Here is a 23,950-nt window from a genome sequence, read left to right as displayed (position 1 = left end):
GGAGCCGTGCTGTCGTCCACAGGAAACGTGCCGCCGTCCACAGGGATCACAGAGCGCTCCCCCCAGGACGCGGGTGGTGACTCTCGGGGCTCCGCCTGTCAGACTCGCGACGACGGCGTGGCCCACGACCAGCGGGGGCCGAGATCAGCGTCGCCCGAGCTGTGGGTGGCACCGACCAGTGCCATCCGCCCGGGGACGGACCACACGACGTCGGGGACGAACGAGGACGCCATGACGACCAGCACCGGACGATCGGTGACGTCTGCGGACGGCACGCAGATCGCGGTCTCGTCGAGCGGTTCGGGACCCGTGCTCGTCCTCGTCGGCGGCGCCTTCGACCACCGGGGCACCCCGTACGTGGACGCCGTCGTCGCGGCGTTCTCCGACCGCTACCGGGTCGTCACGTACGACCGGCGCGGTCGGGGGCAGAGCGGCGACACCCGGCCGTGGTCCGTCGAGCGCGAGGTCGACGACCTCGCAGCGGTCGTGGCCGACGCCGACGGACCGGTCGACCTGCTCGGCATCTGCGTGGGGGGCCGCCGTGGTCCTGCACGCCGTCGCCGCTGGGGTCCCGGTGGGTCGGGTCGTCCTCTACGAGCCGCCCTACCGCGCGAGTGCCGACGCCCGGGCGGACGACGTCCTGTTCGCCGACCGCCTGGACGAGATGATCGCCGGCGGACGACGGGCTGCCGCGGTGCGTGCGTACCTGACCCGCGTCCTCGGGGTGCCGATGCTCCAGGTGTCCGCCGTGCCCCTCAAGCCGAAGCTCTGGAAGGCGCTGCTCGCCGACGCCGGCGTCCTCGGTCGCGACGTCCGGGTCCTCGGCGGGCTCGTCGTGCCCGAGCGGGTGCTCGCCGCGATCGGCGTCCCCGTGCTCGTCGCGGCCGGCACCGCGGGCGCGGTGTGGGCCCGGGGGGGGCTGCCCGCGCGGTGGTCGAGAGCGTTCCCGGGTCCACGTCCGTGGTCCTCGAGGGGCAGGGGCACGTGCCGGACCCCGTCGTCCTGAAGGAAGCCGTGGACGCGTTCCTCCTCGGCGAACGCAGCCCGAGCAACACTGACCAGCCCGAGCAACACTGACCAGCCCGAGCACCACTGACCAGCCGGAGTCGCACCGGACGGTCGGAGCCGCACGGTCTGCGCTGCACGGCGCGGTCCTGCGCCAGGATGGACGGGTGAACGCACCCCGCCTCGGACTCCTGCTCGACGTCGACGGCCCGATCGCCAGCCCGCTCTCGCGGACGATCGCGATCCCGAGCATCATCGAGGACCTCGTCGCGCTCGCCGCGGAGGGCATCCCGGTCGTGTTCAACACCGGCCGGAGCGACGCCTTCATCCGTGAGCAGGTCGTCGGACCGCTCCTCGCCGGAGGTCTCGCGGCCGGCGGTCGCGTGCACGCGATCTGCGAGAAGGGCGCCGTCTGGTGCTCGATCGGACCGCAGTTCCCGGACGGCATGGGTGAGCTCACCGTCGCCGAGGACCTGGCCCTGCCGCGCGACTTCGCCGACGAGATGCGCGACCTGGTCCGGGACGAGTACGCCGACTTGGTGTTCTTCGACGAGACGAAGCGCGCGATGGTCTCGATCGAGCAGCTCGTCGAGGTCGACAACGCCGCCTACCTCGCCCGGCAGCCGGCGTTCGACGCGCAGGCGATGGCAGCGCTCGAGCGGCGGGGACTCGGCGCCCGTCGACTCGACGACGTGCGACCGGACGAGCACGGTGCGGTGGACTGGCGCGTCGACCCCACGATCATCTCGACGGACATCGAGTCCGACCGGAGCGGCAAGGACCTGGGCGCCGAGCGTGCGCTCGAGCTCCTGGCCGAGGACGGGGCCCTGCCACTCGAGTGGCGGACGGTCGGCGACTCCCGGAGTGACTACGCGATGGCGGACTGGCTGCACGCGAACGGACACCGGGTCGCCCACGTCGACGTCCGGCCGGCCGACGGGGTCCCGGAGACGCCGTACCCCGTGCTGACCGCGCCGGAGGGCGTCATCCACGACGAGGCCGGTGCGCGCTTCCTGCGGGAGTGGCGGACCGCCTGACCGGCGCCACCATTTGCGGACGCTCGTGGTACACCACTACCCTTCCGGGGTCCGCCTGCTCCGATGACGGGAACGTCCCATGGCCCTCCGCACCAAGTCCATCGAAGCGTCGCTCGCCGACGCCGACGAGAAGGGGCGCTCGCTCAAGCGCTCGCTGGGGACGTTCGACATCGCCGCGATGGGGATCGCCGTCGCGGTCGGTGCCGGCATCTTCTCGGTCGGCGCGAACGCCGCCGCCAACTTCGCCGGACCCGGCGTCATCATCTCGTTCATCCTCGCCGCGGTCACGTGTGGCCTGGCGATCATGTGTTACGCCGAGTTCGCCTCGACGATCCCGGTCGCCGGGTCCGCGTACACGTTCACCTACGCCACGATGGGCGAGCTGCTCGCCTGGATCGTCGGGTGGGACCTCATCCTCGAGACGCTGACGGCCAGTGCCGTGATCGCGAAGTACTGGGGCATCTACCTCAGCACCGCGTTCGACGTCTTCGGCATCACGCTGCCGAGCACGATCGCCCTCGGCCCGATCGGCTTCACGTGGGGGCCGGTGCTCATCGTCGGCGTCTTCACGGCGCTGCTGGCGTTCGGCACCCGCCTGTCGAGCCGGGTGTCCGCGGTGATCACGATCATCAAGGTCGCGATCGTCCTGTTCGTCATCGTGGTCGGCGCCTTCTTCGTCAAGGCCGCCAACTTCACGCCGTTCATCCCCACGGCGGAGCCCGCGAAGGGCGCCGAGGGGGAGTGTCTGGACCCAGTCGCTCGTGTCCTTCGCCACCGGGTCCGAGCCCGCGCAGTACGGCGTCTTCGGCCTGCTCGCCGCCGCCTCCCTGGTGTTCTTCGCGTTCATCGGTTTCGACGTCGTCGCGACGAGTGCCGAGGAGACGGAGAACCCGCAGAAGACCCTGCCGCGCGGCATCTTCATCGGGCTCGGCATCGTGACCCTGCTGTACGTCGGCGTCAGCATCGTCATCACCGGCATGGTGTCGTACAAGCAGCTCGCGCAGGAGGACGCGCCCTCCCTGGCGTCGGCGTTCGACCTCGTCGGGCTGCCCTGGGCGGCGGGCATCATCGCGATCGGGTCGCTCGTCGGCCTGACCACCGTCGTCATGGTGCTGCTGCTCGGCCTGTCCCGCATCGTCTTCTCGATGAGCCGTGACGGCCTGCTGCCGCGCTGGTTCTCGGTGACGAACCCGAAGACGCAGACCCCGGTCCGGGTGCAGGTCGTCGCGGGCATCATCGTCGCGTTCCTCGCCGGGTTCACGCCGGTCGAGAACCTCGAGGGCATGATCAACATCGGCACGCTCTCGGCCTTCGTGCTCGTGTCGGTCGGCATCATCGTGCTGCGGAGGTCGCGTCCGGACGCACCGCGCGCCTTCCGGGTGCCGTGGTCCCCGGTCATCCCGATCCTGTCCGCCGTGCTGTGCTTCTGGCTGATGCTCAACCTCGAGGTCGAGACCTGGCTGCGCTTCGTCGTCTGGCTCGTCATCGGCTTCGCGATCTACTTCGGCTACAGCCGTCGGCACAGCCGGGTCGGTCGCGGCGAGCACTGACCGCCGCCCGGTGCCCGCGCTCGGTCGTCGCTGTCCCAGCGCCGACCGGACCCAGCGCCGACCGGACCCGCACAACGAGAGCCGGATCGAACCACGGTGTTCCGTGGTTCGATCCGGCTCTCGTTGCGTCAGACCGGCCCGAACCGCGGGCGTCGAACCGCGGGCGCCGAACCGCGGGCGTCGAACCGCGGGCGCCGAACCGCGGGCGTCGAACCGCGGCGCCGCGGCGGCCCTTGCCACGGCGGCGTCAGGCGCCGAGCAGCAGGGCCACGCCGAACGCGAGCATGACGACCGCGACGAGGGCGTCGAACACGCGCCACGTCACCGGCTTCGCGAACAGCGGTCGCAGCAGCCGTCCGCCGAACCCGAGCGCACCGAACCAGAGGCAGCTCGCCGCCACCGCGCCGACGGTCCACCACCACCGGTCGTCGACGCCCTGTCGGTTCGCGACCGACCCGAGGAACACGAGCGTGTCCAGGTACACGTGCGGGTTCGCCCACGTGAAGACGAGCATCGTCAGGACCGCGGCCCGCATGGTCGGCCCACCCGGACGGCCCGCGCCGAGCCGGGCGGGCGGCGTGCCGTCGTCTGCGGCACGGTCCTCGAGCCGGATCGCCTCGTCCGAGGGGCGCAGCGCCCGCCGGGCCGCGAGCACCCCGTAGGTGAGCAGGAACGCCGCCCCGACGAACCGAATGACGAGCAGCGCCACGGGCACCCGTTCGACCACCACGCCGACACCGAGCACCCCGGCGACGATGAGGGCGGCGTCGGACAGCGTGCACACGGCCACCGCGACCGCCACCACACCCGGACGCGCGCTGACCGCGAGCCGCAGCAGGTAGGTGTTCTGGACCCCGATCGCGACGATGAGGGCCAGGCCGGTGCCGAGGCCGGAGAGAGCGGGGAGGAGTGCGGTCACAGGGGAACCGTACGGTGCTGGGCTGGATCAGCACAGCTCATGATCGTGGTGCGCCGTAAGCTGCGCTCATGGTGCAGTTCCAGCGCGACCACCTCGAGACACTGCTTGCCGCCGTCGACACGGGCACCTTCGACGCGGCCGCGCGGACCCTGTCGATCACGCCGTCGGCGGTCTCCCAGCGGGTCAAGGCGATGGAGCAACTCGTCGGGCGGGTGCTGCTGCAGCGGACCACCCCGATCACGCCCACGGCCGACGGTGAGGTCGTGCTCCGGCACGCGCGGCAGGTGCGGTTGCTCGACGAGGAGACCTCGCGTGCACTCGCCATGCCGGGCGCCGACGGGGCGGGACACACCCCTTCGATCCCCCCTCGCCGTGAATGCGGACTCGCTCGCCACGTGGTTCCTCGACGCCCTCGCCCTGGTGCGGCACGACACCGAGGTGGTCTTCGACCTGCACCGTGAGGACCAGGACCGGACGGCCGAACTGCTGCGCTCCGGCACGGTCATGGCGGCGGTCACGGCGGAGGCGGCACCGGTCCAGGGCTGCTCCTCCGTCCCGCTCGGCGTCGATCGCTACCGGGCGGTCGCCGCGCCGTCCTTCGTCCGTCGGTACCTGGACGGCGCCGACACCGAGCGGCGCATGACGGCCAGACTCGACCGGGTACCGCTCGTCGACTACGACCGTGACGACGACCTGCAGCAGGGATTCCTCCGGCGGGTCCTCGGGCACGCGCCGCGCGGTCCACGGCACTACGTCCCGAACTCCGCCGACTTCGCGCGCGCGGTGCAGCTCGGGTTCGGATGGGGGGCTCCTGCCTGAGGCGCAGTGCCTCGACGCGCTTCGTTCAGGTGCGCTCGTCGAGCTCACCCCGGGGCGGCGGGCCGATGTCGCGCTGTGGTGGCAGCGGTGGACGACGGCGTCACCACTGCTCGAACGCGTCACGGACGCCGTGCGGTCGGTCGCTGCGGAACGGCTCCATCGGCCGGCTTGACCTGCGGTGCGGGACCGGTGACGCGCCCAAGCGGACCGATGTCCGCGGAACGCACGAGCAGCGCCGCGCCGCGCCCGTGCCCCCTGACCTGGGGGGTCTGTTCACACGATCGTCACATGGCGGTCGCGGGTCGTGTCGTACGATCGCACCACTGACGGCGCGGGCCGTCAGCAGCTCGACCCGAACCCACCGAACACGGTCCCGCCTCCCGAGGGCGGACCCTCCGGTGCACGCCGCACCCACGGCGAGCACCGTGCCCCGGACGAGGAACCCTGGCCTCCGTCCGTGCCGGACCACCGCGTCCGGATCCTGTCGCCGACGTCGCCGACACCCGTCGTCCGTCGTGCCCCGCGAGCACACGGATCGACATCTCCGACACCCGACAGGAGAACGCGCATGTCCGCACCCACGGACGTCCGGCGACCCCGGACGACCTCTGCACCCCTGACCGATCCCGACGACCGCACCGTGATCGAGGTCCCCGCCGACGGGCAGCCCCGTCGCCGGACCGGTCGCCGGTCCTCCGGCGGCGTCGTCGCCGGAGGCGCCCGAGGCCCCGAAGGCGCCGAAGGCGCCGACCGCCCGGCCGCACCGGTCGTCCACGTGACCGAGCAGCCCGCCGCCGCCCGCAACCGCGACACCCGGGCCCACAGCCCGGTCATGGTGCTCATCGTGCTGCTGGCGACGCTCGGCGTCGTCACCTACGCGGTGTTCCTGCTCAACCCCGCCAACCGCGGGGACTTCCTGCCCTACGGGCTCGTCATCATCGCGGAGAGCGTCCTCGTCGGGCAGTCCCTGCTGTCGATGTGGACGATCCTGTCCGGCGGTACCGACCCGCGTGACTTCGCGTTCCACAACACCCAGGACACGCTCTTCGACCCCGACGAGATCGCCCGTGACGGGCTCGTCGAGCGCGGCCACCGCTGGCCGATGCGCGTCCGCGGCAAGCGGGTCGTCGTCGACGTCTTCATCACCGTGTACGGCGAGGAGCTGACGAAGATCGCCGCGACCGTCGCCGCCGCGGTCGCGATGCGCGGCGAGCACCGCACGTGGATCCTCGACGACGGTCGGAGCGACGACGTGCGCGCCCTCGCCGACCGCCTCGGTGCCCGGTACGTCCGTCGGCTGTCCTCGAACGGCGCGAAGGCGGGCAACATCAACCACGCCCTGACGCTCGCGAAGGGCGACTACTTCGCCGTCTTCGACGCGGACTTCGTGCCCGCGAAGGACTTCCTGTTCGAGACCGTCCCGTTCTTCGCGGACGAGTCGATCGCGTTCGTGCAGACCCCGCAGACGTACGGCAACCTGCACAACCTCGTCTCCCGCGGCGCCGGCTACATGCAGACGGTGTTCTACCGCTTCATCCAGCCCGGCCGGAACCGGTTCAACGCGGCCTTCTGCGTCGGCACGAACGTGATCTTCCGCCGTGCGGCGATCGACGACGTCGGCGGCATCCACACCGACTCGAAGTCCGAGGACGTCTGGACGAGCCTGCACCTGCACGAGCGCGGCTGGAAGTCGGTCTTCATCCCGATGACCCTGGCGGTCGGCGACGCTCCGGAGACGATCGAGGCGTACAGCAAGCAGCAGCTCCGCTGGGCCACCGGCGGGTTCGAGATCCTGCTCACGCACTTCCCGTTCAACCCGAAGCGCAAGCTCACGATGGACCAGCGCCTGCAGTACTTCGTCACCGCGAGCTTCTACCTGACCGGCATCGTCCCCGGCCTGCTGCTGCTCGTCCCGCCGCTCGAGATCTTCTTCGACCTCCGCCCGATGAACATGTCGATCGGGGTCGGCGAGTGGGTGCTGTTCTACCTCGGCTTCTACCTCATGCAGGTCGTCCTGGCGTTCTACGCCCTCGGGTCGTTCCGGTACGAGACCCTGCTCCTGGCCGCGGTGTCGTTCCCGATCTACGCCCGTGCGCTGTGGAACGTGCTCTGCGGGAAGGAGCAGGCCTGGCACGTCACGGGAGCCGGTCGGGGCCGGGCGCCCTCGCCGTTCAACTTCATCGTGCCGCAGGTGCTCGTCTTCGTGTTCCTGTCCCTGACGAGCGTCGTCGCGATCTGGCGTGACGTGTCGAACGGGCAGCTGACGCTCGCCACCGCGTGGAACATCACGAACTCGGTCATCTTCGGCGCCTTCATCGTCACGGCGTTCCGTGAGCAGTCGGTCAACCGGCGGGCCGCCCGGCAGGAGCGTGACGCGGACACCGCTCCGGTCTTCGTCCTCGCCACGGCCGGCCTCGAGCCCGCGCCCGCCCTCCGGACGCAGGTCGTCCGCCCCGACTCGCTGCAGAACGCACGCGACGTCATCACCGCCAGCGCCGCCTCCGGCACCCCGACGGCCGTGGAGGTCGCATCATGACCTGGACCAACCGACTCCGCCTGTACGGTGGCATCCTGGTCGTGCTCGTCGTCGTCGCGGCCTGCACGCTCGTCTTCAACCAGCGGCGGAGCGCCGTGACGAGTGCCTCGGCCGCCATCACCGCGCAGGAGTACGCCGTCGGCACCGACTACGGCGGAACGGTCACCGAGGAGTACGTCGAGGAGGGTGACACCGTCCGCGAGGGGCAGGAGCTCATGCAGGTCCAGAGCCTGCAGCTCGCCCAGGACATCCGGAAGGGCGTCGTCGGCGCGGACACCACCACCAGCGCGTACGAGATCGAGTCCGACGGCCTGATCACCTTCAAGGCGGAGGTCTCCGGCACCGTCGCGAAGCTCGACGTGAAAGCCGGTGGGTACGTGCAGGCCGGCTCGGAGCTCGGCACGATCCACAAGGCGAAGAGCCTGTTCGTCACGTCCGAGTTCCTCGTCAGCCCGCGCGACTACGGCCGGATCACCGACGGTGCGACGGTCGACTTGCGCCTGCCGAACGACCGCTCGATCGAGGGGACCGTCAAGAACGTCAGCGTCGTGACCGACGCCGACGGCCAGGCGAAGACGACCGTGTCCGTGGAGAGCCCGGAGCTGTCGGCGTCGCCGTCGTCCGGGGTCACGAGCCCGGGCACCCCGGTGGACGCGACACTGCACCTCCGCGACGACGGCCGGCTGGCCGGTGTCACCGACGCGTTCCGCGACTTCCTCCGTCAGATCGGGATCTGAGCGTGCGGCTCCGTGCCGCTGCCGTCGCCCTCGTGGCCGCGTCCGCGCTCGTCCTCACCGCCTGCACCGGGACCGGCGCCGAGACCGGGACGGGAGGCCCGGACCGCGCCACCGGGACCGGCTCACCGTCCGCGGACGGTCCGGACCGGGAACAGGCCCGCGACCAGGCCCGCGCCCTGGCCGCCCTCGGTGCCGTCCCGAAGACCACCGCGGGCACCATGCGCCTCGCCGACGGGCTCGTCCCGCCGACGAACCGGTGGTTCTCCGGCCTGGTCTACGGCGCCGCACCGCAGCCGGTCTTCCCGACCCCGATCTCGTGGCAGGTGACCGACGACGGGTTCGCCGCCGGGCTGCCCGTGGTGAGCGCCACCGAGAAGACGATCGCCGGTGGTGCGGTGCAGCAGGTCGGGCTCGACCTCGGCGCCGACCGGACCCTCGTGTCCGCGTACGACCAGGTGTCCGTGACGGTCGAACACCGCGACGGCGACCGGGTCGTCGGGCACACCGTCCTCGCGCAGGGGTCCCCGCTCGTGTCCTACACGGCCGAGGCCGGACAGACCGTGCGCGCGACCTCGAGCATCACCGCGACCGGTGACGGCCCCGACGGCACGACGACGGGCACCATCGCCGCCGACGGTCGCACGTGGGGCGTCGTCACCAGCGGCGACGTCAGCGGCAGCGCGATCGAGCTCGGTCGCGGGGGGCACCGTCGTCCTCTTCCCCGTGCCCGACGACGCGACCGGCAAGCAGGTGCGTGCCCTGTCCACCGCGGCGGCGTCCCCGTTGCAGCAGGTCACCCTCGCCCGCTCGTCGACCGGCACCGCGACCCACGGCGAGCAGCGGACCGCTCTCGGGTACCGCACCGCGGCACGGGGCGACACCGTCATCGTGCCGCAGCCCGGTCAGGGCGCGACGGGTCTGGACTGCACGGGTCTGCACTACGCGACCATCACCGGGGACGCCCCCCGTCTGCACCGGTGACGTGCTCCGGTTCGCGGCCCCGAGCCTCCAGGCCGACGACCGGTTGGACCTGTCCCGGCTGTCCTCGTCCGAACGCGACGAGCTGACCGGTCAGGTCCGCGCGGACGCCGGCGCGGTCTCGGAGGCGTCCTTCGGCGCCGACAGCTACGGCGGCGGCAAGGACCTGTACCGGGTCGCGAACCTGTACCGGCTCGCCACGCAGCTCGACCTCGACGACGTCGCCGCGGGCCTGCGGGAGCAGTTGGTCACGCAGATCGACCAGTGGACCGATCCGGAGGGCTGCGGCGTCAGCGGCACGCGGTGCTTCCGGTACGACGACACCGTGAAGGGCCTGGTCGGCCAAGCGCCCTCCTACGGCTCGGACGAGTTCAACGACCACCACTTCCACTACGGCTACCTGCTGTCCGCAGCGGCGATCGTCGCGGACGGGTCGGACGAGCTCGTCGCGGCGTGGGCGCCCGTGCTCGACCTCGTCGCCGCGGACATCGCGTCCCCGGAGGCGACGGCGTCCTTCCCGGAACTCCGCGTGTACGACCCGTACGCGCAGCACTCGTGGGCCTCCGGGTACTCGCCGTTCGCGGACGGGAACAACCAGGAGTCCTCGTCCGAGGCCGTGTCCGCCTGGAACGGGCTCGCCCGTTGGGGGACGGTCTCCGGCTCCCGGTCGACCGCGGAACTCGGCAGCTGGCTGCTCGCGAACGAGGCCGTGTCTGCCCAGCGTGACGTGCTCGACCCGGACCTGCGCGCGTTCCCCGGGTTCGAGCACACGATCGTCTCGCTGAACTGGGGCGGCAAACGGGACCACGCCACGTGGTTCAGCGCGGACCCGGCGGCACCGGCCGGCATCGAGCTCATCCCGATGCCAGCGGTCGCGACGGAGTACGTCGCGGCCGGCGGGAAGCGGCAGATCGCCCGGGTCCTCGACGAGGCCGTGCCGGAGGGCGACTACGCGGTGCAGTTCGGGGACTACCTGCTCATGTACCGGGCGCTCGCCTCGGGCAGCCAGGCGACGGTCGCGTTGGCCGCCGCGCGGGACCTGCCGGCGGAGGACATCGACACCGGCAACACCCGCTCGTACCTGCTCGCCTGGATCATGGCGCGCGGGTAGCGGGTGCCGGACCGGGAGCGCGGTCGGGGGACGCGCTCCTGGGCTCCGGCACACCTCCGGCGGCCTACGGTCGGGAGCATGACCACCTTGCGCGCGAAGACCACCGCCACCCTCGTCGGCCTCGCCACCGTCGGCCTGCTGCTCGGCGGCTGCTCGAACGCCGGTGCCCAGAACGGCAACCCGGTCGGGAAGGTGCCGGGCTCGGAGGAGTCCGCGACCCGCTCCGACCCGGGTCAGCGCAACAGTGCGCCGTGCGGGGTCGCCTCGAGCGCCGCCGTCGACGCGATCGACGAGGCGGTCGGCCCGCACGACGGCACCGACGTCGTCAGCGTCACGGAGAGCGACGAGGGCTGGTACCTCGGCGTCTCGGTCGCCCCGAACACGAGCGACGACCCCAACGACGACGAGGTCGGCATCTGGGGTACGGAAGAGGACCCCACCGCCGAGGACTTCGACGGCCCGGTCTTCCCGGTGAACAAGGTCGCCGAGGACGTCGTCGCCGACGAGCAGGGCTCCGCGACCGCAGCACCGTCCGCCTTCTCCGAGACGTCGAAGGCCGCGAAGCAGGTCCAGAGCTGCATCGTCGAGGCCGTCGACCACTGAGTCAGGTCTGGCAGCGCGGACACCAGTAGGTGTCCCGCAGCGTGAGCTCCGACTCGCCCAGGTCGCCCGACCGGACACGCGTGCCACAGCGCAGGCAGGGCTTGCCGGCCCGGTTGTAGACCCAGAACCGCTGCCCCGGGCGGTCGACGCCCGTGGTCACGCGGTTGCTCCGGTCGCGGTTGGCGACGATGAGCCGGGAGGCCATGGTCACCATCCGCGCGGGGTCGCGCACCTCGCCGACGGGGCGCGTGGGCAGCACGCCCCGCAGGAAGCAGAGCTCGTTGCGGTAGACGTTCCCGAGGCCCGCCATCACCCGCTGGTCGAGGAGGGCGAGGCCGACCGGTCGCTCCGGGTCGGCGGTGAGGTTCGCGAGGGCGAGGTCGGCGTCCCAGTCCGGGCCGAGCAGGTCCGGACCGAGGTGCCCGACGACGGTGGACTCCTGGTCGCGCGGGACGACCTCGAGGACCCCGAGCGTGAACCCGACGGTCGACACGTCCGCGGCGTCGAGCACCACGCGCGCCTGGAACGCGGGTCGCCGCCAGCGCTCGCCGGGCCGGTAGACGTCCCACCGGCCCTCCATCTTGAGGTGCGAATGCACGGTGAGGTCGCCGATCCGGTGCAGCAGGTGCTTGCCGCGAGGCACGACCTCGTCCACCGTCCGCCCGACCAGGTCGAGCGCGGCGAACGCGGGTACGCGGAAGTCGCTGCGGGTCAGGACCTTCCCCGCGAGCGCGGCGTGCAGGCGGGCCGCGGCGCGGAAGACGGTGTCGCCCTCAGGCACGATCGACCTCAGGCATGATCCACTCAGGCACGGAGTCGCAGTCCCTGCGGGGTGGCGGTGAAGCCCGCCGTGCGGAGCGCCGTGCCGAGCGCCGACTCGAGGACGAACTCCCCGTCGACCCGCTCCACCGACAGCTTGCCGAGCCCGGACCGCACGGTGGCCGCGATCGACGTCGCCGCCGCCGCGAGGTCGGCCGGGTCCTCGGTGAAGGTCAGCACGCTCTTGCCGCCGCGTTCGACGTAGACGGCGAGCTGGCCGTCGACGAGCACGACGAGCGCGCCCGCCTTGCGGCCAGGTCGGTGCCCCCGTCCGGTCTTCGTCGCCGGGGTGGTGGTCGCCGGGGACGTGCCCGCGGCCTCCGCGCCGGTCGAGCCGTCGGCGTCCTCGTCAGCGGCGTCGTGCGGCCACGGCAACGCCGCCCCGTAGGGGTTGGCCGGGTCGGTGGCGGCGAGGGTGAGCGCCTCTCGCGTGCGGTCCGGGTCGGCCCGCTCCTCGTCGTCCAGGTCCTTCGCGTACGTGCGGAGCCGGTCGACGGTCGGCCCGGTGGCGAACTGCGCCGCTCCGAGCCCCTCGACGAAGTACCCGCGTCGGGCGCGGCCGGACTCCTCGAACTTCGCGAGCACCCGGTAGACCCCGGCGAAGCCGCCCCGGACGCCCTCGACCTGCACGGCCCCGCGGGTGACGACGCCGTAGCGCTCGAGCAGGAGCTCGGCGGTCGCCGCGGCCCGGACGGTCGCGTCGGGTTCGGCGAGCGGCAGGAGCGACCAGCGGCCGCCGACGTTCGGCGGTCCGGACTGGGTCGGCAGCGTCGGCCGACGACGCCCGCGGTACGCCCGGGCCCGGGGCGCGGCGGACGTGCGCGCCGCGCCGCCGAGCATCGCCCGGAGCGGTGCGAAGGTGTCGTTCGTGATCTGTCCGGCCCAGACGAGGTCCCACAGCGCGGTCGTCATCGCCTTGTCGTCGGTGCTCCCGACGGCCTGGCCGAGCTGGCGGAAGAAGTAGGCGCCACCGCCGGCGAGGGCGCCGAGCACGTCCCGCTGCAGCTCGGTCGTCTCGTCCCCGGCGGCCTCGGCCAGGGTCGTCGCCGCGGTGTCGGCGAGGTGCAGGCGCACCCAGCCGTCGTTGCCGGGCAGGGTCCCGCCGCCGGACCAGAGGACCTCGCCCGTGGCGGTCAGCTCGTCGAGCATGCTCGGGGCGTAGTCGGACACCCGGGCCGGCAGCACGAGGGACTCCCATGAACTGGCGGGCAGGGCGACACCGGAGAGTTGGTCGACGACCTGCAGCACGCCGTCGATCCCGCGCAGCCCACCGCGGGTGCCGGGGACGCGGACGTGCTGCCACGCCGGCATGAACCGGGCGAGCGTGTCCGGGGACACCGGCTCGACCTCGTGCCGGAGCGCCGCGAGCGACTTCGTGCGGATGCGTCGGAGCACCTCGGAGTCGCACCACTCGGCGCCCTGTCGGTCCGGTCGGAACTCGCCCTCGACCAGCCGTCGGTCGGCGACCAGGCGACGCAGCGTGTCCTGCACGACCGCGACACCGAGACCGAGCCGACCGGCTGCCTCCTGCAGACTGAAGGGTCCGTGGCTGCGGGCGTACCGACCGACGAGGTCCCCGAGCGGGTCCGCGACCGGTTCGACGAACGCGGTCGGGACACCGATCGGCAGCGGGACGCCCAGCGCATCGCGAAGCCGGGACGCGTCCTCGATGACGGCCCACCGGGTGGCGCCGGCGTGCGAGAAGGCCAGGACCCGGCGGTCGCGCTCGAGCCCCTCGAGTGCCGTGCGCAGGGTGGTGCCCGCCTCGGTCCGGTCGGGGGGCGTCCGCGAGCCAGCTGCGGTCGAGCAGCTCCTCGAGGTCGAGCGCGCCGACGAGCCGCAGGACGTCGACCATGCCCTCCACGTCCCGCGCCCGGCGGTCCGGGGAGAGCCGCTGCAGGTCGCGCTCGACGCCCTCGATGACCGCGGGGTCGAGGAGCTCACGCAGCTCGGCCCGACCGAGCAACTCGCTGAGCAGCGTCGAGTCGAGCGACAGGGCGGCAGCCCGACGTTCGGCGAGCGGGGGAGTCGCCCTCGTACATGAAGGCGGCGACGTAGCCGAACAGGAGCGTCCGGGCGAACGGTGACGGCTGCTCGGTCTCGCTCTCGACGAGCCGGATGCGCCGTCGGGCGATCTCGTCCGCGATCCCGAGCAGGGACGGGACGTCGTACACGTCCTGCAGGACCTCGCGCACGGTCTCGAGCAGGATCGGGAACGTCGGGTACTTCTGGGCGACCTCGAGCAGCTGGGACGCCCGCTGGCGCTGCTGCCAGAGCGGCGAGCGGCGGCCGGGGTCGCGTCGCGGGAGCAGGAGCGCCCGGGCGGCGCACTCGCGGAACCGGGCGGCGAACAGCGCGGACCCGCCGACCTCGTCGGTGACGATCGCCTCGAGGTCGTCGCGGTCGAAGACGAACAGGTCCGCTCCGGGAGGCTCGGCGTCGGTCTCCGGGATCCGCACCACGATGCCGTCGTCGGCGGCCATCGCCCCGCCGTCGATCCCGTGCCGTTCCCGCAGGCGGGCCGCGACCGCGAGGGCCCACGGCGCGTGCACGGTCATGCCGTACGGGGAGTGCAGGATGAGGCGCCAGTCGCCGAGCTCGTCGCGGAAGCGCTCGACGACGAGCGTCGTGTCGCTCGGCACGTGGCCGGTGGCGGCGCGCTGGTCGCGGAGGAAGGTGATGAGGTTCGTGACCGCGCGGTCGTCGAGTCCGACGCCCGCCACCCGCGCGCGGGCGTCCTCGTCCGAGGCGGACTCGACCTCGCGCACGAAGGCACCGGTCGCGCGGCCGAGCTCCGCCGGTCGGCCCAGGCCGTCGCCCTTCCAGAACGGCACGCGGCCGGGCTGCCCGAACGCCGGACTCACCAGGACGCGGTCGTGGGTGATCTCCTCGATCCGCCAGCTCGTGGCCCCGAGCGCGAAGACGTCGCCCACGCGGGACTCGTAGACCATCTCCTCGTCGAGCTCCCCGACGCGGGAGGCCCGCTCCCCGACCATGAAGACGCCGAACATCCCGCGGTCGGGGATGCTCCCGCCGCTCGTGACGGCGAGTCGCTGGGCCCCGGGACGACCGGTCAGGGTGCCGTGCACGCGGTCCCAGACCAGGCGCGGGCGCAGCTCGGCGAACTCGTCGCTCGGGTACCGCCCGGTGACCAGGTCGAGCGTCGCGTCGAACGCCGAGCGGGGCAGGCCGCTGAACGGGGCGCTGCGCCGGACCAGGTCGAACCAGTGCTCGACGTCGACGGTGTCGACCGCTCCGGCGGCGACGGTGTGCTGCGCGAGGACGTCGAGCGGGTTCGCGGGGACCGAGATCGACTCGATCTGCCCGCTGACCATCCGCTCGACGGTGACAGCGCTGTTGACGAGGTCGGCCCGGTGCTTCGGGAAGAGCACACCGCGGGAGACCTCGCCGACCTGGTGCCCGGCGCGGCCGACGCGCTGCAGGCCGCTCGCGACCGACGGCGGTGCCTCGACCTGGATGACGAGGTCGACCTCGCCCATGTCGATGCCGAGTTCGAGCGAGCTGGTGGCGACCACGCAGCGCAGCCGCCCGGACTTCAGGTCGTCCTCGATGATCGCGCGCTGGTCCTTGGACACCGAGCCGTGGTGGGCACGGGCGAGCACCGGCACGCTCGGGTCCGAGCCGCCGCCTTCGGTCTGTCCGGATCCGCCGACGAGCTGGGCCGGCGGGCGCTTCGGCTGGGCCACCGGCGCGTGCGCGGACGCCCGCCCCGGGGACTGCGCGACCGCCACGGCGCCGACGCCGGCGGCCACGGGCTCGGCCACCTCCGTCGTCGCGAGCGCCCGTTCCTCGTGGATCTCGTTGAGCCGGGCGGTCAGGCGTTCGGCGAGTCGTCGGGAGTTGGCGAAGACGATCGTCGACCGGTGCTGCTCGATGAGGTCGACCACGGACTCCTCGACGTGCGGCCAGATCGATCCGTTCGTCGGGCTGGAGGTCGCGTCCGCCCCGACCGGTGGGGCGCCGAGCTCGGTCATGTCGTCGACGGGGACGACCACGCGCAGGTCGAACGTCTTCTGCGCGGGCGGCGCGATGATCTGCACCGGCGCACGACCACCGAGGAAGCGGGCGACCTCCTCCGCCGGACGCACGGTCGCGGACAGGCCGATGCGCTGTACGGGCTTCTCGAGCAGGTCGTCGAGGCGCTCGAGCGAGACGGCGAGGTGGGCGCCGCGCTTCGACGACGCGACCGCGTGCACCTCGTCGACGATGACGGTGTCGACGTTGACGAGCGTCTCGCGGGCCTTCGACGTGAGCATGAGGTACAGCGACTCGGGCGTCGTGATGAGGATGTCCGGCGGCAGCCGCAGGAGCTTCTGCCGGTCGGACGAGGGGGGGTGTCCCCGCTCCGGACCCCGACCGTGACGTCCGGGGGGTTCCAGGCCCATCCGCTTGGCGGTCTGGGTGATGCCGACCAGCGGGCTCCGGAGGTTGCGCTCGACGTCGACTCCGAGGGCCTTCAGCGGGGACACGTAGAGCACCCGGGTCCGCTGCTTCGCCGGCGGGGTGTCGGTCGAGGCGATGAGCCGGTCGATCGACCAGAGGAACGAGGCCAGCGTCTTACCGGAGCCGGTCGGGGCGATGACGAGCGCGTGCTGTCCGGTCGAGATGGCGTCCCACGCCCCGGCTTGCGCTGCCGTCGGTTCGCGGAAGGCACCCCGGAACCACTCGGCGGTGGCGGGGGGAGAAGCGCTCGAAGACGTCCGTCATGGTCCGGTCCATCCTGCTCCTCACCACCGACAGCGTCCTGATGCGGGCGCTGCTTGACAAGACGAACGGTACCGATCGATCGTTACAGCATCACGACCGGTACGAACCCGGTCGTGGACCATCCTCCACGAAAGGAGTCGTCATGCACTCCATGGACGACCACACCAGCACCACGTCCCCCCCGCGGCCCCTTCGGTCGCGGGCCCCGCGGACCCCGCTTCGGCGGCGCCCGCCAGCACCACGGCGTCGGGTTCCATGGCCGTGACCACGACTCCGCCGGCCGTGGCGGTCGCGGCTCCGGCCCGGGCTTCGGCGGACCCGGCTTCGGCGGACCCGGGTTCGGCCCGGGCTTCGGCGGCGGCTTCGGCCCCGGTCGCGAGCGCCGCCGTCGCGGCGACGTCCGGCTCGCCGTCCTCGGCCTCCTCGGCGAGGGCCCGCAGAACGGGTACGCCGTCATCAAGACCATCGCCGAGCGCACCGGCGGCGCATGGAAGCCGAGCCCCGGTTCGGTCTACCCGACGCTCCAGCAGCTCGTCGACGAAGAGCTCGTCGTCTCGACGGGCGACGGCCGCAAGACGCTCTTCGAACTCACCGACGCCGGACGCGCCGAGGTCGAGGCGAAGGCCGACGAGATCGCCGCCGCGTGGGAGTCCACGCCCGGCATCCCCGACTCGCAGCGGGCGTTCGTCGAGTCCCTCCGCAGGGCGATGGGCGTGCTGCACATGTACCGGACCACCGCCACGGAGGCGCAGCTCACCGCCGCCACCGCGAAGGTCGACCAGCTGCGCCGGGACCTCCTCCAGATCCTCGCGGACTGACCGTCCGTCCCGGCTCAGTCGCCGATGAACGCCGCGACGTCGGCCAGCTCCGCCGCGGAGACCGCGTGCGGCAGACCCGGGTAGCTCCGGTCGGTCACCCGGGTGTGTGCGGCCGCCCACGCGCTGGTCCTGGCGGTGGCCTCGGCGGGGATGACCGTGTCGGCGTCCCCGTGTCCGAGGAACACCCGTGGTCGGACGGCGGCCAGTCGGTCGTCACGACCGTCGTCGACACCGGGGACCACGAAGCCGGACAGCGAGACGGCGAACGCGAACGCCTCCGGTCGCGTGCGCAGGAGCTGCAGGGCCATCGACCCGCCCTGCGAGAAGCCGAGCAGACCGATCCGCGGGTGGTCGGCCGCGACGGCGTCGATCCAGTCGAGCACGGCGGTCGCGGACGCGTCGGCGGCGGCGGGGTCCGGTGACCCGGGCGTCCCGAGCGGGTACCAGCTGAAGCCGGGCCCCCCACGGGTCCGGTGCCCGGAGCGCTGCCACCGTCCACGCCGCGGGCAGGGCCGGTGCCAGACCGAGCAGGTCGTGCTCGTGGGACCCGACCCCGTGCAGGGCGACGAGGAGCGGGGTCCCGACGCGGTCCGCTGCCGATCGGGTCCACTGCACGACGTCCGCATCCACCATGGGGACAACGGTATCCGTCCACCGCCGTGCTCCTCCGGCACCGGATTCGCCGCCTGGCCTGGTAGGAACGGTGCATGGCCTCGCTCCGCACCCCCCGACCCCGACCCCGACTCCGGCTCCGGCTGGCTGTCGGACGAGGAACTCGCGACCGTCCGCCGTCGCATGCCCATCACCTACGTGGAGGCCGTCCCGGTGCGCACCGACGGCCTCGGAGTCGTCACGGAGGTCGGCGTGCTGCTGCGCGTGTCCCCGAGCGGATCGATCGCCCGGACGCTCGTCTCCGGTCGCGTGATGTACGGCGAGTCGATCCGCACCGCGCTGTTCCGTCACCTCGAGAAGGACCTCGGGCCGATGGCGTTCCCGCAGCTGCCGCCCAGCCCGAACCCCTTCACGGTCGCGGAGTACTTCCCGCTGCCCGGCGCCTCGGTGTTCACGGACGAGCGGCAGCACGCGATCTCGCTCGCCTACGTCGTGCCGGTCACCGGGACCTGCGAACCCCGGCAGGACGCCCTCGAACTGACCTGGATGAGTCCGATGGAGGCCGCGTCCGACGCCGTCGCAGACGAGATGGAGGGCGGTCGCGGTGCGCTGCTCCGTGCCGGTCTCGCCTCGGTGGGCGCCCTGCACTGACGGCGTCCCCCCGCACACGACGAAGCCCCCCGGATCCGATCGGATCCGGGGGCTTCGCAGCGCGGTACGGGACCGGCTTCGTTACTTGTCGTTCTTGAAGGAGTCGGCGACGCCGTGTGCAGCGTCCTTCACGTCGGTGACGCCCTGCTTGGCCGAGGCCTTGCCCTGGTCGGTCTGACCTTCGGCCTTCAGGCGGTCGTTGTCGGTGGCGTTGCCGAAGCCTTCCTTGGCCTTGCCGGCCGCCTTCTCAGCGGCGTTCTTGATGTCTTCGATCCCAGCCATACGTGCTCCTTCCGACGACGGACGATTCCCCGGTGGACGCTCGCGCATCCGCCGGTGACCAGTACCGTACGCGGCGACACCGGGCCGCTCGGAGGAGACGTTGAGGTTGGACCGGGTCAGCGACCGCTGCCGGCCGGACGGGAGGCGCGGCGGGACCCACCACGACGGGCTGCGGGCGCAGCGTCGTCACGCGGGGACCGACCGGCGGCGTAGCCGCCGTCCGACGACCACACCGACGCGGAACCGCCGCGGGTGGTGTCGGAAGCGGCGCGGCGCGGTGCGCCACGGCGCTGGCCGGAGGCGGCACCGCCGGTCGACGCGCCACGGCGGTCGTCGCGACCGGCCGCGTCGGACCGACCACCACGACGGGAACCCGAACCAGCCGTGTCGCTGCCGGCAGCGGAGCGCCCGGCGGAGGACGAGCCTCCCGACCGGCCGCCGGTGCCACCGACGGGGGGCGCCACGACCACGCGAGCGGCCACGACCCTGGCCGGCGGCGTCACCGGAGGACTGGCGACGCGGCTGCTGCTGGACCACGGGGGGGTCGTGTCCTCGCGGTACGGGGCGACCTCGCCGACGAGCTCGGTCACGGCCGGGGAGGTCGCGGTCACCTGCTGCGGGGTGACCTTGATCGCTGCGGCGCGCATCATCTGCGCGACGTCACGACGCTCGGCGGGCATCGCCACCGTGACGACGTCACCCGAAGAACCGGCACGGGCGGTGCGGCCGGAACGGTGCAGGTACGCCTTGTGCTCGGTGGGCGGGTCGACGTGCACGACGAGCTCGACGGCGTCGACGTGCACACCGCGGGCGGCGACGTCGGTGGCCACGAGGACGAGTGCGTCGCCGGAGGAGAACCGGGCGAGGTTCCGCTCACGGGCACCCTGCGACAGGTTGCCCTGCAGGTCGACGGCCGGGATGCCCTGGCTCGACAGCTGCTTGGCCAGGCGCTTGGCGTGGTGCTTCGTGCGCATGAAGAGGATGCGGCGGCCGGTGCCGGAGGCGAGGGCCTTGACGAGGTCCTTCTTCGCGTCGGCGTCGGCGACCTCGAACAGGTGGTGGGTCATCGCCTCGACCGGGCTGGTCTCGTCGTCGACGGAGTGCATCACCGGGTCGTGCAGGAACTTCTTGACGAGCTTGTCCACGCCGTTGTCGAGCGTGGCGGAGAACAGGAGGCGCTGGCCGTTGACCGGCGTCGCCTGCATGATCTTGGTCACACCGGGCAGGAAGCCCATGTCGGCCATGTGGTCGGCCTCGTCGAGGACGGTGACCTCGATGGCGTCCAGGTGCACGTGGCCCTGCTGCATCAGGTCGGCGAGGCGACCCGGGCAGGCCACGACGATGTCGACGCCGCGGTTGAGCGCCTCGACCTGACGGCCCTGGCCGACGCCACCGAAGATGGTCGTGGTGTTGAGGCCCATCGCCTTGGCGAGGGGGGGCGAGCGTCGCGTCGATCTGGGTCGCGAGCTCACGGGTCGGGGCGAGCACGAGGGCACGGGGGCGACCGGCGCGGCGCTGGCGGGGTGCGGCGGCGAGGCGGGCGGCGAGGGGGGATCGCGAACGCGATCGTCTTGCCGGAGCCGGTGCGGCCACGGCCGAGCACGTCCTTGCCCGTGAGCGAGTCCGGGAGCGTGTCGACCTGGATCGGGAAGGCGTTCTCCTTGCCCTGGCCGACGAGGACGTCGACCATCGGGGCGGGCACACCGAGGTCGGCGAACCGGACGTCGGCGGTGTGGGGGGTCCTGCGTGGTGTTCTGGGTGGTCATGGTGACCTCTCGGGCCGTTGCCGGCCGGGAAGGCGCGCGGTCGAGGCCGGCGCGGGCGGGAGCGCATCCGTGGGCGGTCCGTGTCCCGGAGGAGACGGCGCTGGTGGACGGGTGCTGTCGCCGCAGCAGAGAGCCTGGCACCGGTTCCGTCTTCCCGGACGGGTTCCGGGAGGAGGGGGAGGTGCGCGATACATCGGTGTCGGTTCCGCGTGTGAGCCGCTGGGGCTCGGTGCGGGACACCGGGAGTTTCGGGGGGCGTCCGTACGACGCACGAGGCGATCGGCGCCTCGAGTGGTCCCAGCATAGCGGGCCGGGGACCCGGAGCGGGAGGGGGGCGTTCGCGATGAGCGTGCGAGGATGCCTCGTGCGCACCCGGATCCCCGTCGTCATGGCCGCCCTCGTGACCCTCGTCACCCTCGCCTCGGCGGGCTGTGCGGGCGCGGGCGGCGAGATCGCGCTGACGGGTGGTGCCACCGCGCACGCCGACGGGTCCGCCGCTGCGGCTCCCCGGCCGCTCCCGACGACCGGCATCCCCGACTACCAGCTCGGCGGCGGGTACGCCCCGCCCACGGGCGTCACCGTCGTCGCACGGGACAGCACCGAGCGACCGGCCGCCGACACGTACGGCATCTGCTACGTCAACGGCTTCCAGACCCAGCCCGGTGACCGCGGGTCCTGGCTGTCCGACCACCCGGGAGCGGTCCTCCGGACGGCGGCCGGCACGCCCGTGCGCGATCCGGGGTGGCCGGACGAGATGTTGCTCGACACCCGGACGGCAGCGGCGCGCGCGACCATCACTGCGGTCCTCGGGCGGACGATCGCCCGGTGCGCGGACCGTGGGTTCGACGCCGTCGAGTTCGACAACCTCGACTCCTGGACCCGGTCCGGCGGCAGGCTCACCCGCTCCGGCAACCTCGCGCTCGCCGCCGCGCTCGTCCGGGCGGCGCACGACGAGGGGCTGGCCGCCGCGCAGAAGAACACCCCGCAGCTCGGCACGGTCGGGCAGCAGCGCACCGGGTTCGACTTCGCGGTGGCCGAGGAGTGCGTGCAGTACGACGAGTGCGCCGCCTACACGGACGTGTACGGCGACCGCGTGGTGGACGTCGAGTACGCGGACACGCTCGAGCAGGACTGGTCGGACGTGTGTGCGATGCCGGACCGCCCACGCATGACGATCCTCCGCGACCGGGACCTCGTGCCGGCCGGCGACGACGGGTACGTCTTCGAGCACTGCTGAGCGTCGCGCCGCGGGCACCGATCGCACTCGGCGACGGGACACGCGCCTCCCGGTACGAGCGGTGTCGCCCGGCGCGGAGTCGGCGCGCTCCGGACCGCTACGCCGGCCAGGCGTCCCGCAGCGCGGAGGCCGCCTGGTCCGCCGACAGGCCGGCCTCGCGCGCAGCGGCCACGAGCGCGGCCGCCGCGGCGGTGACGCTTTCCGGAACCTCGGCCGGTCGCACCACCCGGGTGCCGGCACCCCGCGCGGTGTGCACGAGCCCGGCCTCCTCGAGCAGCTGGTAGGCCTTGGCGACCGTGCCGGCTGCGAGCCCGAGCTCGGCGGCGAGCCCGCGGACGCTCGGCAGCCGCTCGCCGTCCACGAGGTAGCCGGCGGTGATCTGTGCGGCGAGCTGCGACCGCACCTGTTCGAAGGGCGGCACGCGGCCGCCGGCGTCGATCGCGACGAATCCCGACATGCGGTCCACCCTAGGAGCCGTACCGCTCGCCGACCGGGATCGCCACGGGCACGGTGTTGCCGGGCGGCGCGAGCGGGCACGCCCACGCCGGGTCGTACGCGCACGACGGGTTGTACGCGAAGTTGAAGTCGAGCACGAGCTCCCCGTCGACACCGCCGAGGTCCGCGCCCTTGATGGTGTCGAGCAGGTAGCGGCCACCGCCGTAGGTCCCGCCGGGCTTCCCGGCACCGGCGTCCTTCACCGGGACGAACAGCCCACCCGCGTAGCCGCCGTGCGACCACACGTCGAGCGTGCCGACGCCGGGGACCTCCACGACGCCGAGGCGGTCGAAGTGCACGACGCCGTCGGTGCCGGTCTCGACGTCGAGCGCCTGCGGGGCCGCCTCCTCGATGCGGAGCCGGAAGCGCCAGGCGGGGTCGTAGTCGGGGACGGGGAGGGACGTGAACGCGGCTGCGTCCTCGGGGAGGAGCGGGCTCGCGGGGTGTCCGGCGAACATGGCGTCCCGGCCCTCGCGCCACAGTGCGTGTGCGGCCTCGGGGGGTCGCGGCGGCCCGCGCCCGTCGGTACAGGTCGAAGGTCCGACGCCGCCAGTCGACGGTGGCGAGGGTGCTTCGGACGCGGTCGGCGGTCTCCGTCTGGGTCACGTCGCTGAGCGTACGCCCGGCCGGTGACGCCGCTCCGGGCCTGGAGGCGCGGCCGCGGGGTCCGCTCGGGTCACGCCCGCCAGGTGGGCGCGAGGGCCCGCATCCGGAACGCCCGCCACTGCCAGATGACCCACATGCCGGGCCAGAGCGCCACCCCGAGGAGCGCCGGCCGGGTCCGGTAGGTCAGCCGGTCGCGGAACAGCGTGCGCCCGCCCGGCAGCGCGGAGACGGCCATCCGGTGGCGCATGTCCATCCGGGCGAACAGCCCGCTCGTGCCGCCACCGCGGTCGACCTGCACGGGGACGCCCTCGGTCTCGTGCAGGTCGATGTCGACGTGGCTCGAGCCGCTCGGGAGGACACCGAACGTCGACGCGCTGATCGGGTGCGGGTCGTGCGGTGTCCAGTGCTCGGGGAACCCGTCGCGGTCGAGCGACCGGTAGACCAGGAACGGCTTCGTGACGGCGACCATGACGGACGGCCGGAGGAGGGCGTCCCGGACGGCGTCCACGGGTGCGTCCAGTTCGATGCGGAGTCCGACGTGCATGGGGCGGACGCTACCCGGGCGTGCTGGGGTGCCGTCGCGCGGGCGGGGGCGCGGGCATGGGCGCGGGCACGGGCACGGGCACGGCACGGCGTCCGCG

At 72.9% G+C, this 23,950-nt stretch carries 23 protein-coding genes and 3 pseudogenes; 13 read left to right on the top strand and 13 right to left on the bottom strand.

Annotated elements, in window-relative coordinates; genetic code table 11:
- Positions 1–98: 98 nt before the first annotated feature.
- On the bottom strand, positions 99–275 hold the full coding sequence (locus DEJ15_RS01020; RefSeq protein WP_284175417.1) for a hypothetical protein: 177 nt from the start codon (positions 273–275) through the stop codon (positions 99–101).
- Positions 276–541: 266 nt separating this feature from the next.
- Here DEJ15_RS01020 and DEJ15_RS01015 point away from each other — a divergent pair, with 266 nt between their 5' ends.
- From DEJ15_RS01015 to DEJ15_RS01005, 3 genes and pseudogenes are all read left to right on the top strand, one after another.
- Positions 542–1,006 (top strand): hypothetical protein, encoded by a 465-nt coding sequence (locus DEJ15_RS01015; RefSeq protein WP_284175415.1) that lies wholly within the window; start codon positions 542–544, stop codon positions 1,004–1,006.
- Positions 1,007–1,172: 166 nt separating this feature from the next.
- Positions 1,173–2,042 (top strand): Cof-type HAD-IIB family hydrolase, encoded by an 870-nt coding sequence (locus DEJ15_RS01010; protein WP_110824293.1) that lies wholly within the window; start codon positions 1,173–1,175, stop codon positions 2,040–2,042.
- Between the two features lie 79 nt (positions 2,043–2,121).
- Positions 2,122–3,592, top strand: a pseudogene (locus tag DEJ15_RS01005) (APC family permease).
- A 247-nt stretch (positions 3,593–3,839) separates the two neighbouring features.
- On the opposite strand, the gene DEJ15_RS01000 reads toward DEJ15_RS01005, so the two are convergent.
- A complete protein-coding gene (locus DEJ15_RS01000; protein ID WP_110824291.1) occupies positions 3,840–4,511 on the bottom strand; it encodes a LysE/ArgO family amino acid transporter in 672 nt (223 codons plus the stop codon).
- A 68-nt stretch (positions 4,512–4,579) separates the two neighbouring features.
- Here DEJ15_RS01000 and DEJ15_RS17275 point away from each other — a divergent pair, with 68 nt between their 5' ends.
- The 7 genes from DEJ15_RS17275 (at position 4,580) to DEJ15_RS00970 (ending at position 11,295) form a co-directional block, all read left to right on the top strand.
- Positions 4,580–4,972, top strand: a complete 393-nt coding sequence (locus DEJ15_RS17275) for a LysR family transcriptional regulator (protein WP_349814773.1) — start codon at positions 4,580–4,582, stop codon at positions 4,970–4,972.
- The gene (locus DEJ15_RS17270; protein ID WP_349814772.1) at positions 4,884–5,330 is read left to right on the top strand and encodes an ArgP/LysG family DNA-binding transcriptional regulator; all 447 of its coding nucleotides are present in this window, start codon (positions 4,884–4,886) and stop codon (positions 5,328–5,330) included. Before DEJ15_RS17275 ends, DEJ15_RS17270 begins: the two co-directional genes overlap by 89 nt.
- Before the next feature lie 568 nt (positions 5,331–5,898).
- The gene (locus DEJ15_RS00990) at positions 5,899–7,866 is read left to right on the top strand and encodes a glycosyltransferase family 2 protein (protein WP_258365831.1); all 1,968 of its coding nucleotides are present in this window, start codon (positions 5,899–5,901) and stop codon (positions 7,864–7,866) included.
- Entirely contained in the window at positions 7,863–8,603 is a 741-nt protein-coding gene (locus DEJ15_RS00985; RefSeq protein ID WP_110824290.1) for an efflux RND transporter periplasmic adaptor subunit, read from the top strand. The genes DEJ15_RS00990 and DEJ15_RS00985 overlap by 4 nt, the downstream gene beginning before the upstream one ends.
- 2 nt (positions 8,604–8,605) lie before the next feature.
- On the top strand, positions 8,606–9,670 hold the full coding sequence (locus DEJ15_RS00980; protein ID WP_284175413.1) for a hypothetical protein: 1,065 nt from the start codon (positions 8,606–8,608) through the stop codon (positions 9,668–9,670).
- Entirely contained in the window at positions 9,586–10,692 is a 1,107-nt protein-coding gene (locus DEJ15_RS00975; RefSeq protein ID WP_284175411.1) for a glycosyl hydrolase, read from the top strand. Before DEJ15_RS00980 ends, DEJ15_RS00975 begins: the two co-directional genes overlap by 85 nt.
- 78 nt (positions 10,693–10,770) lie before the next feature.
- Complete coding sequence (locus DEJ15_RS00970; RefSeq protein ID WP_110824288.1) at positions 10,771–11,295, top strand: hypothetical protein; 525 nt, start codon at positions 10,771–10,773, stop codon at positions 11,293–11,295.
- A gap of 1 nt (position 11,296) precedes the next feature.
- On the opposite strand, the gene DEJ15_RS00965 is transcribed toward DEJ15_RS00970, so the two are convergent.
- From DEJ15_RS00965 to DEJ15_RS17260, 4 genes and pseudogenes are all read right to left on the bottom strand, one after another.
- Positions 11,297–12,076 (bottom strand): DNA-formamidopyrimidine glycosylase family protein, encoded by a 780-nt coding sequence (locus DEJ15_RS00965; protein ID WP_110824287.1) that lies wholly within the window; start codon positions 12,074–12,076, stop codon positions 11,297–11,299.
- Between the two features lie 23 nt (positions 12,077–12,099).
- Entirely contained in the window at positions 12,100–13,866 is a 1,767-nt protein-coding gene (locus DEJ15_RS17265; RefSeq protein ID WP_502866182.1) for an Lhr family ATP-dependent helicase, read from the bottom strand.
- Between the two features lie 109 nt (positions 13,867–13,975).
- Positions 13,976–14,080, bottom strand: a pseudogene (locus tag DEJ15_RS19240) (hypothetical protein); the annotation flags it as partial.
- Positions 14,055–16,715: a DEAD/DEAH box helicase gene (locus tag DEJ15_RS17260; RefSeq protein WP_349814916.1), complete on the bottom strand. Its 2,661-nt coding sequence runs from the start codon at positions 16,713–16,715 to the stop codon at positions 14,055–14,057. The pseudogene DEJ15_RS19240 and the gene DEJ15_RS17260, both read right to left, overlap by 26 nt.
- A gap of 240 nt (positions 16,716–16,955) precedes the next feature.
- Here DEJ15_RS17260 and DEJ15_RS00955 point away from each other — a divergent pair, with 240 nt between their 5' ends.
- Positions 16,956–17,660, top strand: a complete 705-nt coding sequence (locus DEJ15_RS00955) for a PadR family transcriptional regulator (protein WP_284175409.1) — start codon at positions 16,956–16,958, stop codon at positions 17,658–17,660.
- Between the two features lie 14 nt (positions 17,661–17,674).
- Here the strand turns inward: DEJ15_RS00955 and DEJ15_RS00950 are convergent, their stop codons facing one another.
- The gene (locus tag DEJ15_RS00950; protein WP_284175408.1) at positions 17,675–18,043 is read right to left on the bottom strand and encodes an alpha/beta hydrolase; all 369 of its coding nucleotides are present in this window, start codon (positions 18,041–18,043) and stop codon (positions 17,675–17,677) included.
- 376 nt (positions 18,044–18,419) lie between these two features.
- On the opposite strand from DEJ15_RS00950, the gene DEJ15_RS00945 reads away from it, so the two are divergent.
- The gene (locus DEJ15_RS00945; protein WP_284176260.1) at positions 18,420–18,923 is read left to right on the top strand and encodes an NUDIX hydrolase family protein; all 504 of its coding nucleotides are present in this window, start codon (positions 18,420–18,422) and stop codon (positions 18,921–18,923) included.
- Between the two features lie 81 nt (positions 18,924–19,004).
- Here the strand turns inward: DEJ15_RS00945 and DEJ15_RS00940 are convergent, their stop codons facing one another.
- The 3 genes from DEJ15_RS00940 to DEJ15_RS19235 form a co-directional block, all read right to left on the bottom strand.
- Positions 19,005–19,205: a CsbD family protein gene (locus DEJ15_RS00940; protein ID WP_110824283.1), complete on the bottom strand. Its 201-nt coding sequence runs from the start codon at positions 19,203–19,205 to the stop codon at positions 19,005–19,007.
- Positions 19,206–19,321: 116 nt separating this feature from the next.
- On the bottom strand, positions 19,322–20,626 hold the full coding sequence (locus DEJ15_RS00935; RefSeq protein WP_502866138.1) for a DEAD/DEAH box helicase: 1,305 nt from the start codon (positions 20,624–20,626) through the stop codon (positions 19,322–19,324).
- 47 nt (positions 20,627–20,673) lie between these two features.
- Complete coding sequence (locus tag DEJ15_RS19235) at positions 20,674–20,895, bottom strand: DEAD/DEAH box helicase (protein WP_502866137.1); 222 nt, start codon at positions 20,893–20,895, stop codon at positions 20,674–20,676.
- Between the two features lie 440 nt (positions 20,896–21,335).
- Between DEJ15_RS19235 and DEJ15_RS00930 the strand changes: the two genes are divergently transcribed.
- Positions 21,336–22,208 carry an endo alpha-1,4 polygalactosaminidase gene (locus tag DEJ15_RS00930; RefSeq protein ID WP_258365829.1) on the top strand — a complete coding sequence of 291 codons (873 nt, stop codon included), beginning with the start codon at positions 21,336–21,338 and terminating at the stop codon, positions 22,206–22,208.
- A gap of 97 nt (positions 22,209–22,305) precedes the next feature.
- On the opposite strand, the gene DEJ15_RS00925 is transcribed toward DEJ15_RS00930, so the two are convergent.
- The 3 genes and pseudogenes from DEJ15_RS00925 to DEJ15_RS00915 all read right to left on the bottom strand — a co-directional run bounded on the left by DEJ15_RS00925 (position 22,306) and on the right by DEJ15_RS00915 (position 23,853).
- The gene (locus DEJ15_RS00925) at positions 22,306–22,665 is read right to left on the bottom strand and encodes a GntR family transcriptional regulator (RefSeq protein ID WP_110824444.1); all 360 of its coding nucleotides are present in this window, start codon (positions 22,663–22,665) and stop codon (positions 22,306–22,308) included.
- 10 nt (positions 22,666–22,675) lie between these two features.
- Positions 22,676–23,309, bottom strand: a pseudogene (locus DEJ15_RS00920) (DUF1684 domain-containing protein).
- A 70-nt stretch (positions 23,310–23,379) separates the two neighbouring features.
- Entirely contained in the window at positions 23,380–23,853 is a 474-nt protein-coding gene (locus DEJ15_RS00915; RefSeq protein WP_110824280.1) for a hypothetical protein, read from the bottom strand.
- Between the last annotated feature and the right edge of the window lie 97 nt (positions 23,854–23,950).

It is taken from the genome of Curtobacterium sp. MCJR17_043, from assembly GCF_003224315.2.
Lineage (GTDB): Bacteria > Actinomycetota > Actinomycetes > Actinomycetales > Microbacteriaceae > Curtobacterium.
Note: the sequence above shows the minus strand (reverse complement) of the source record. Positions and strands in the feature narration are given on the sequence as shown.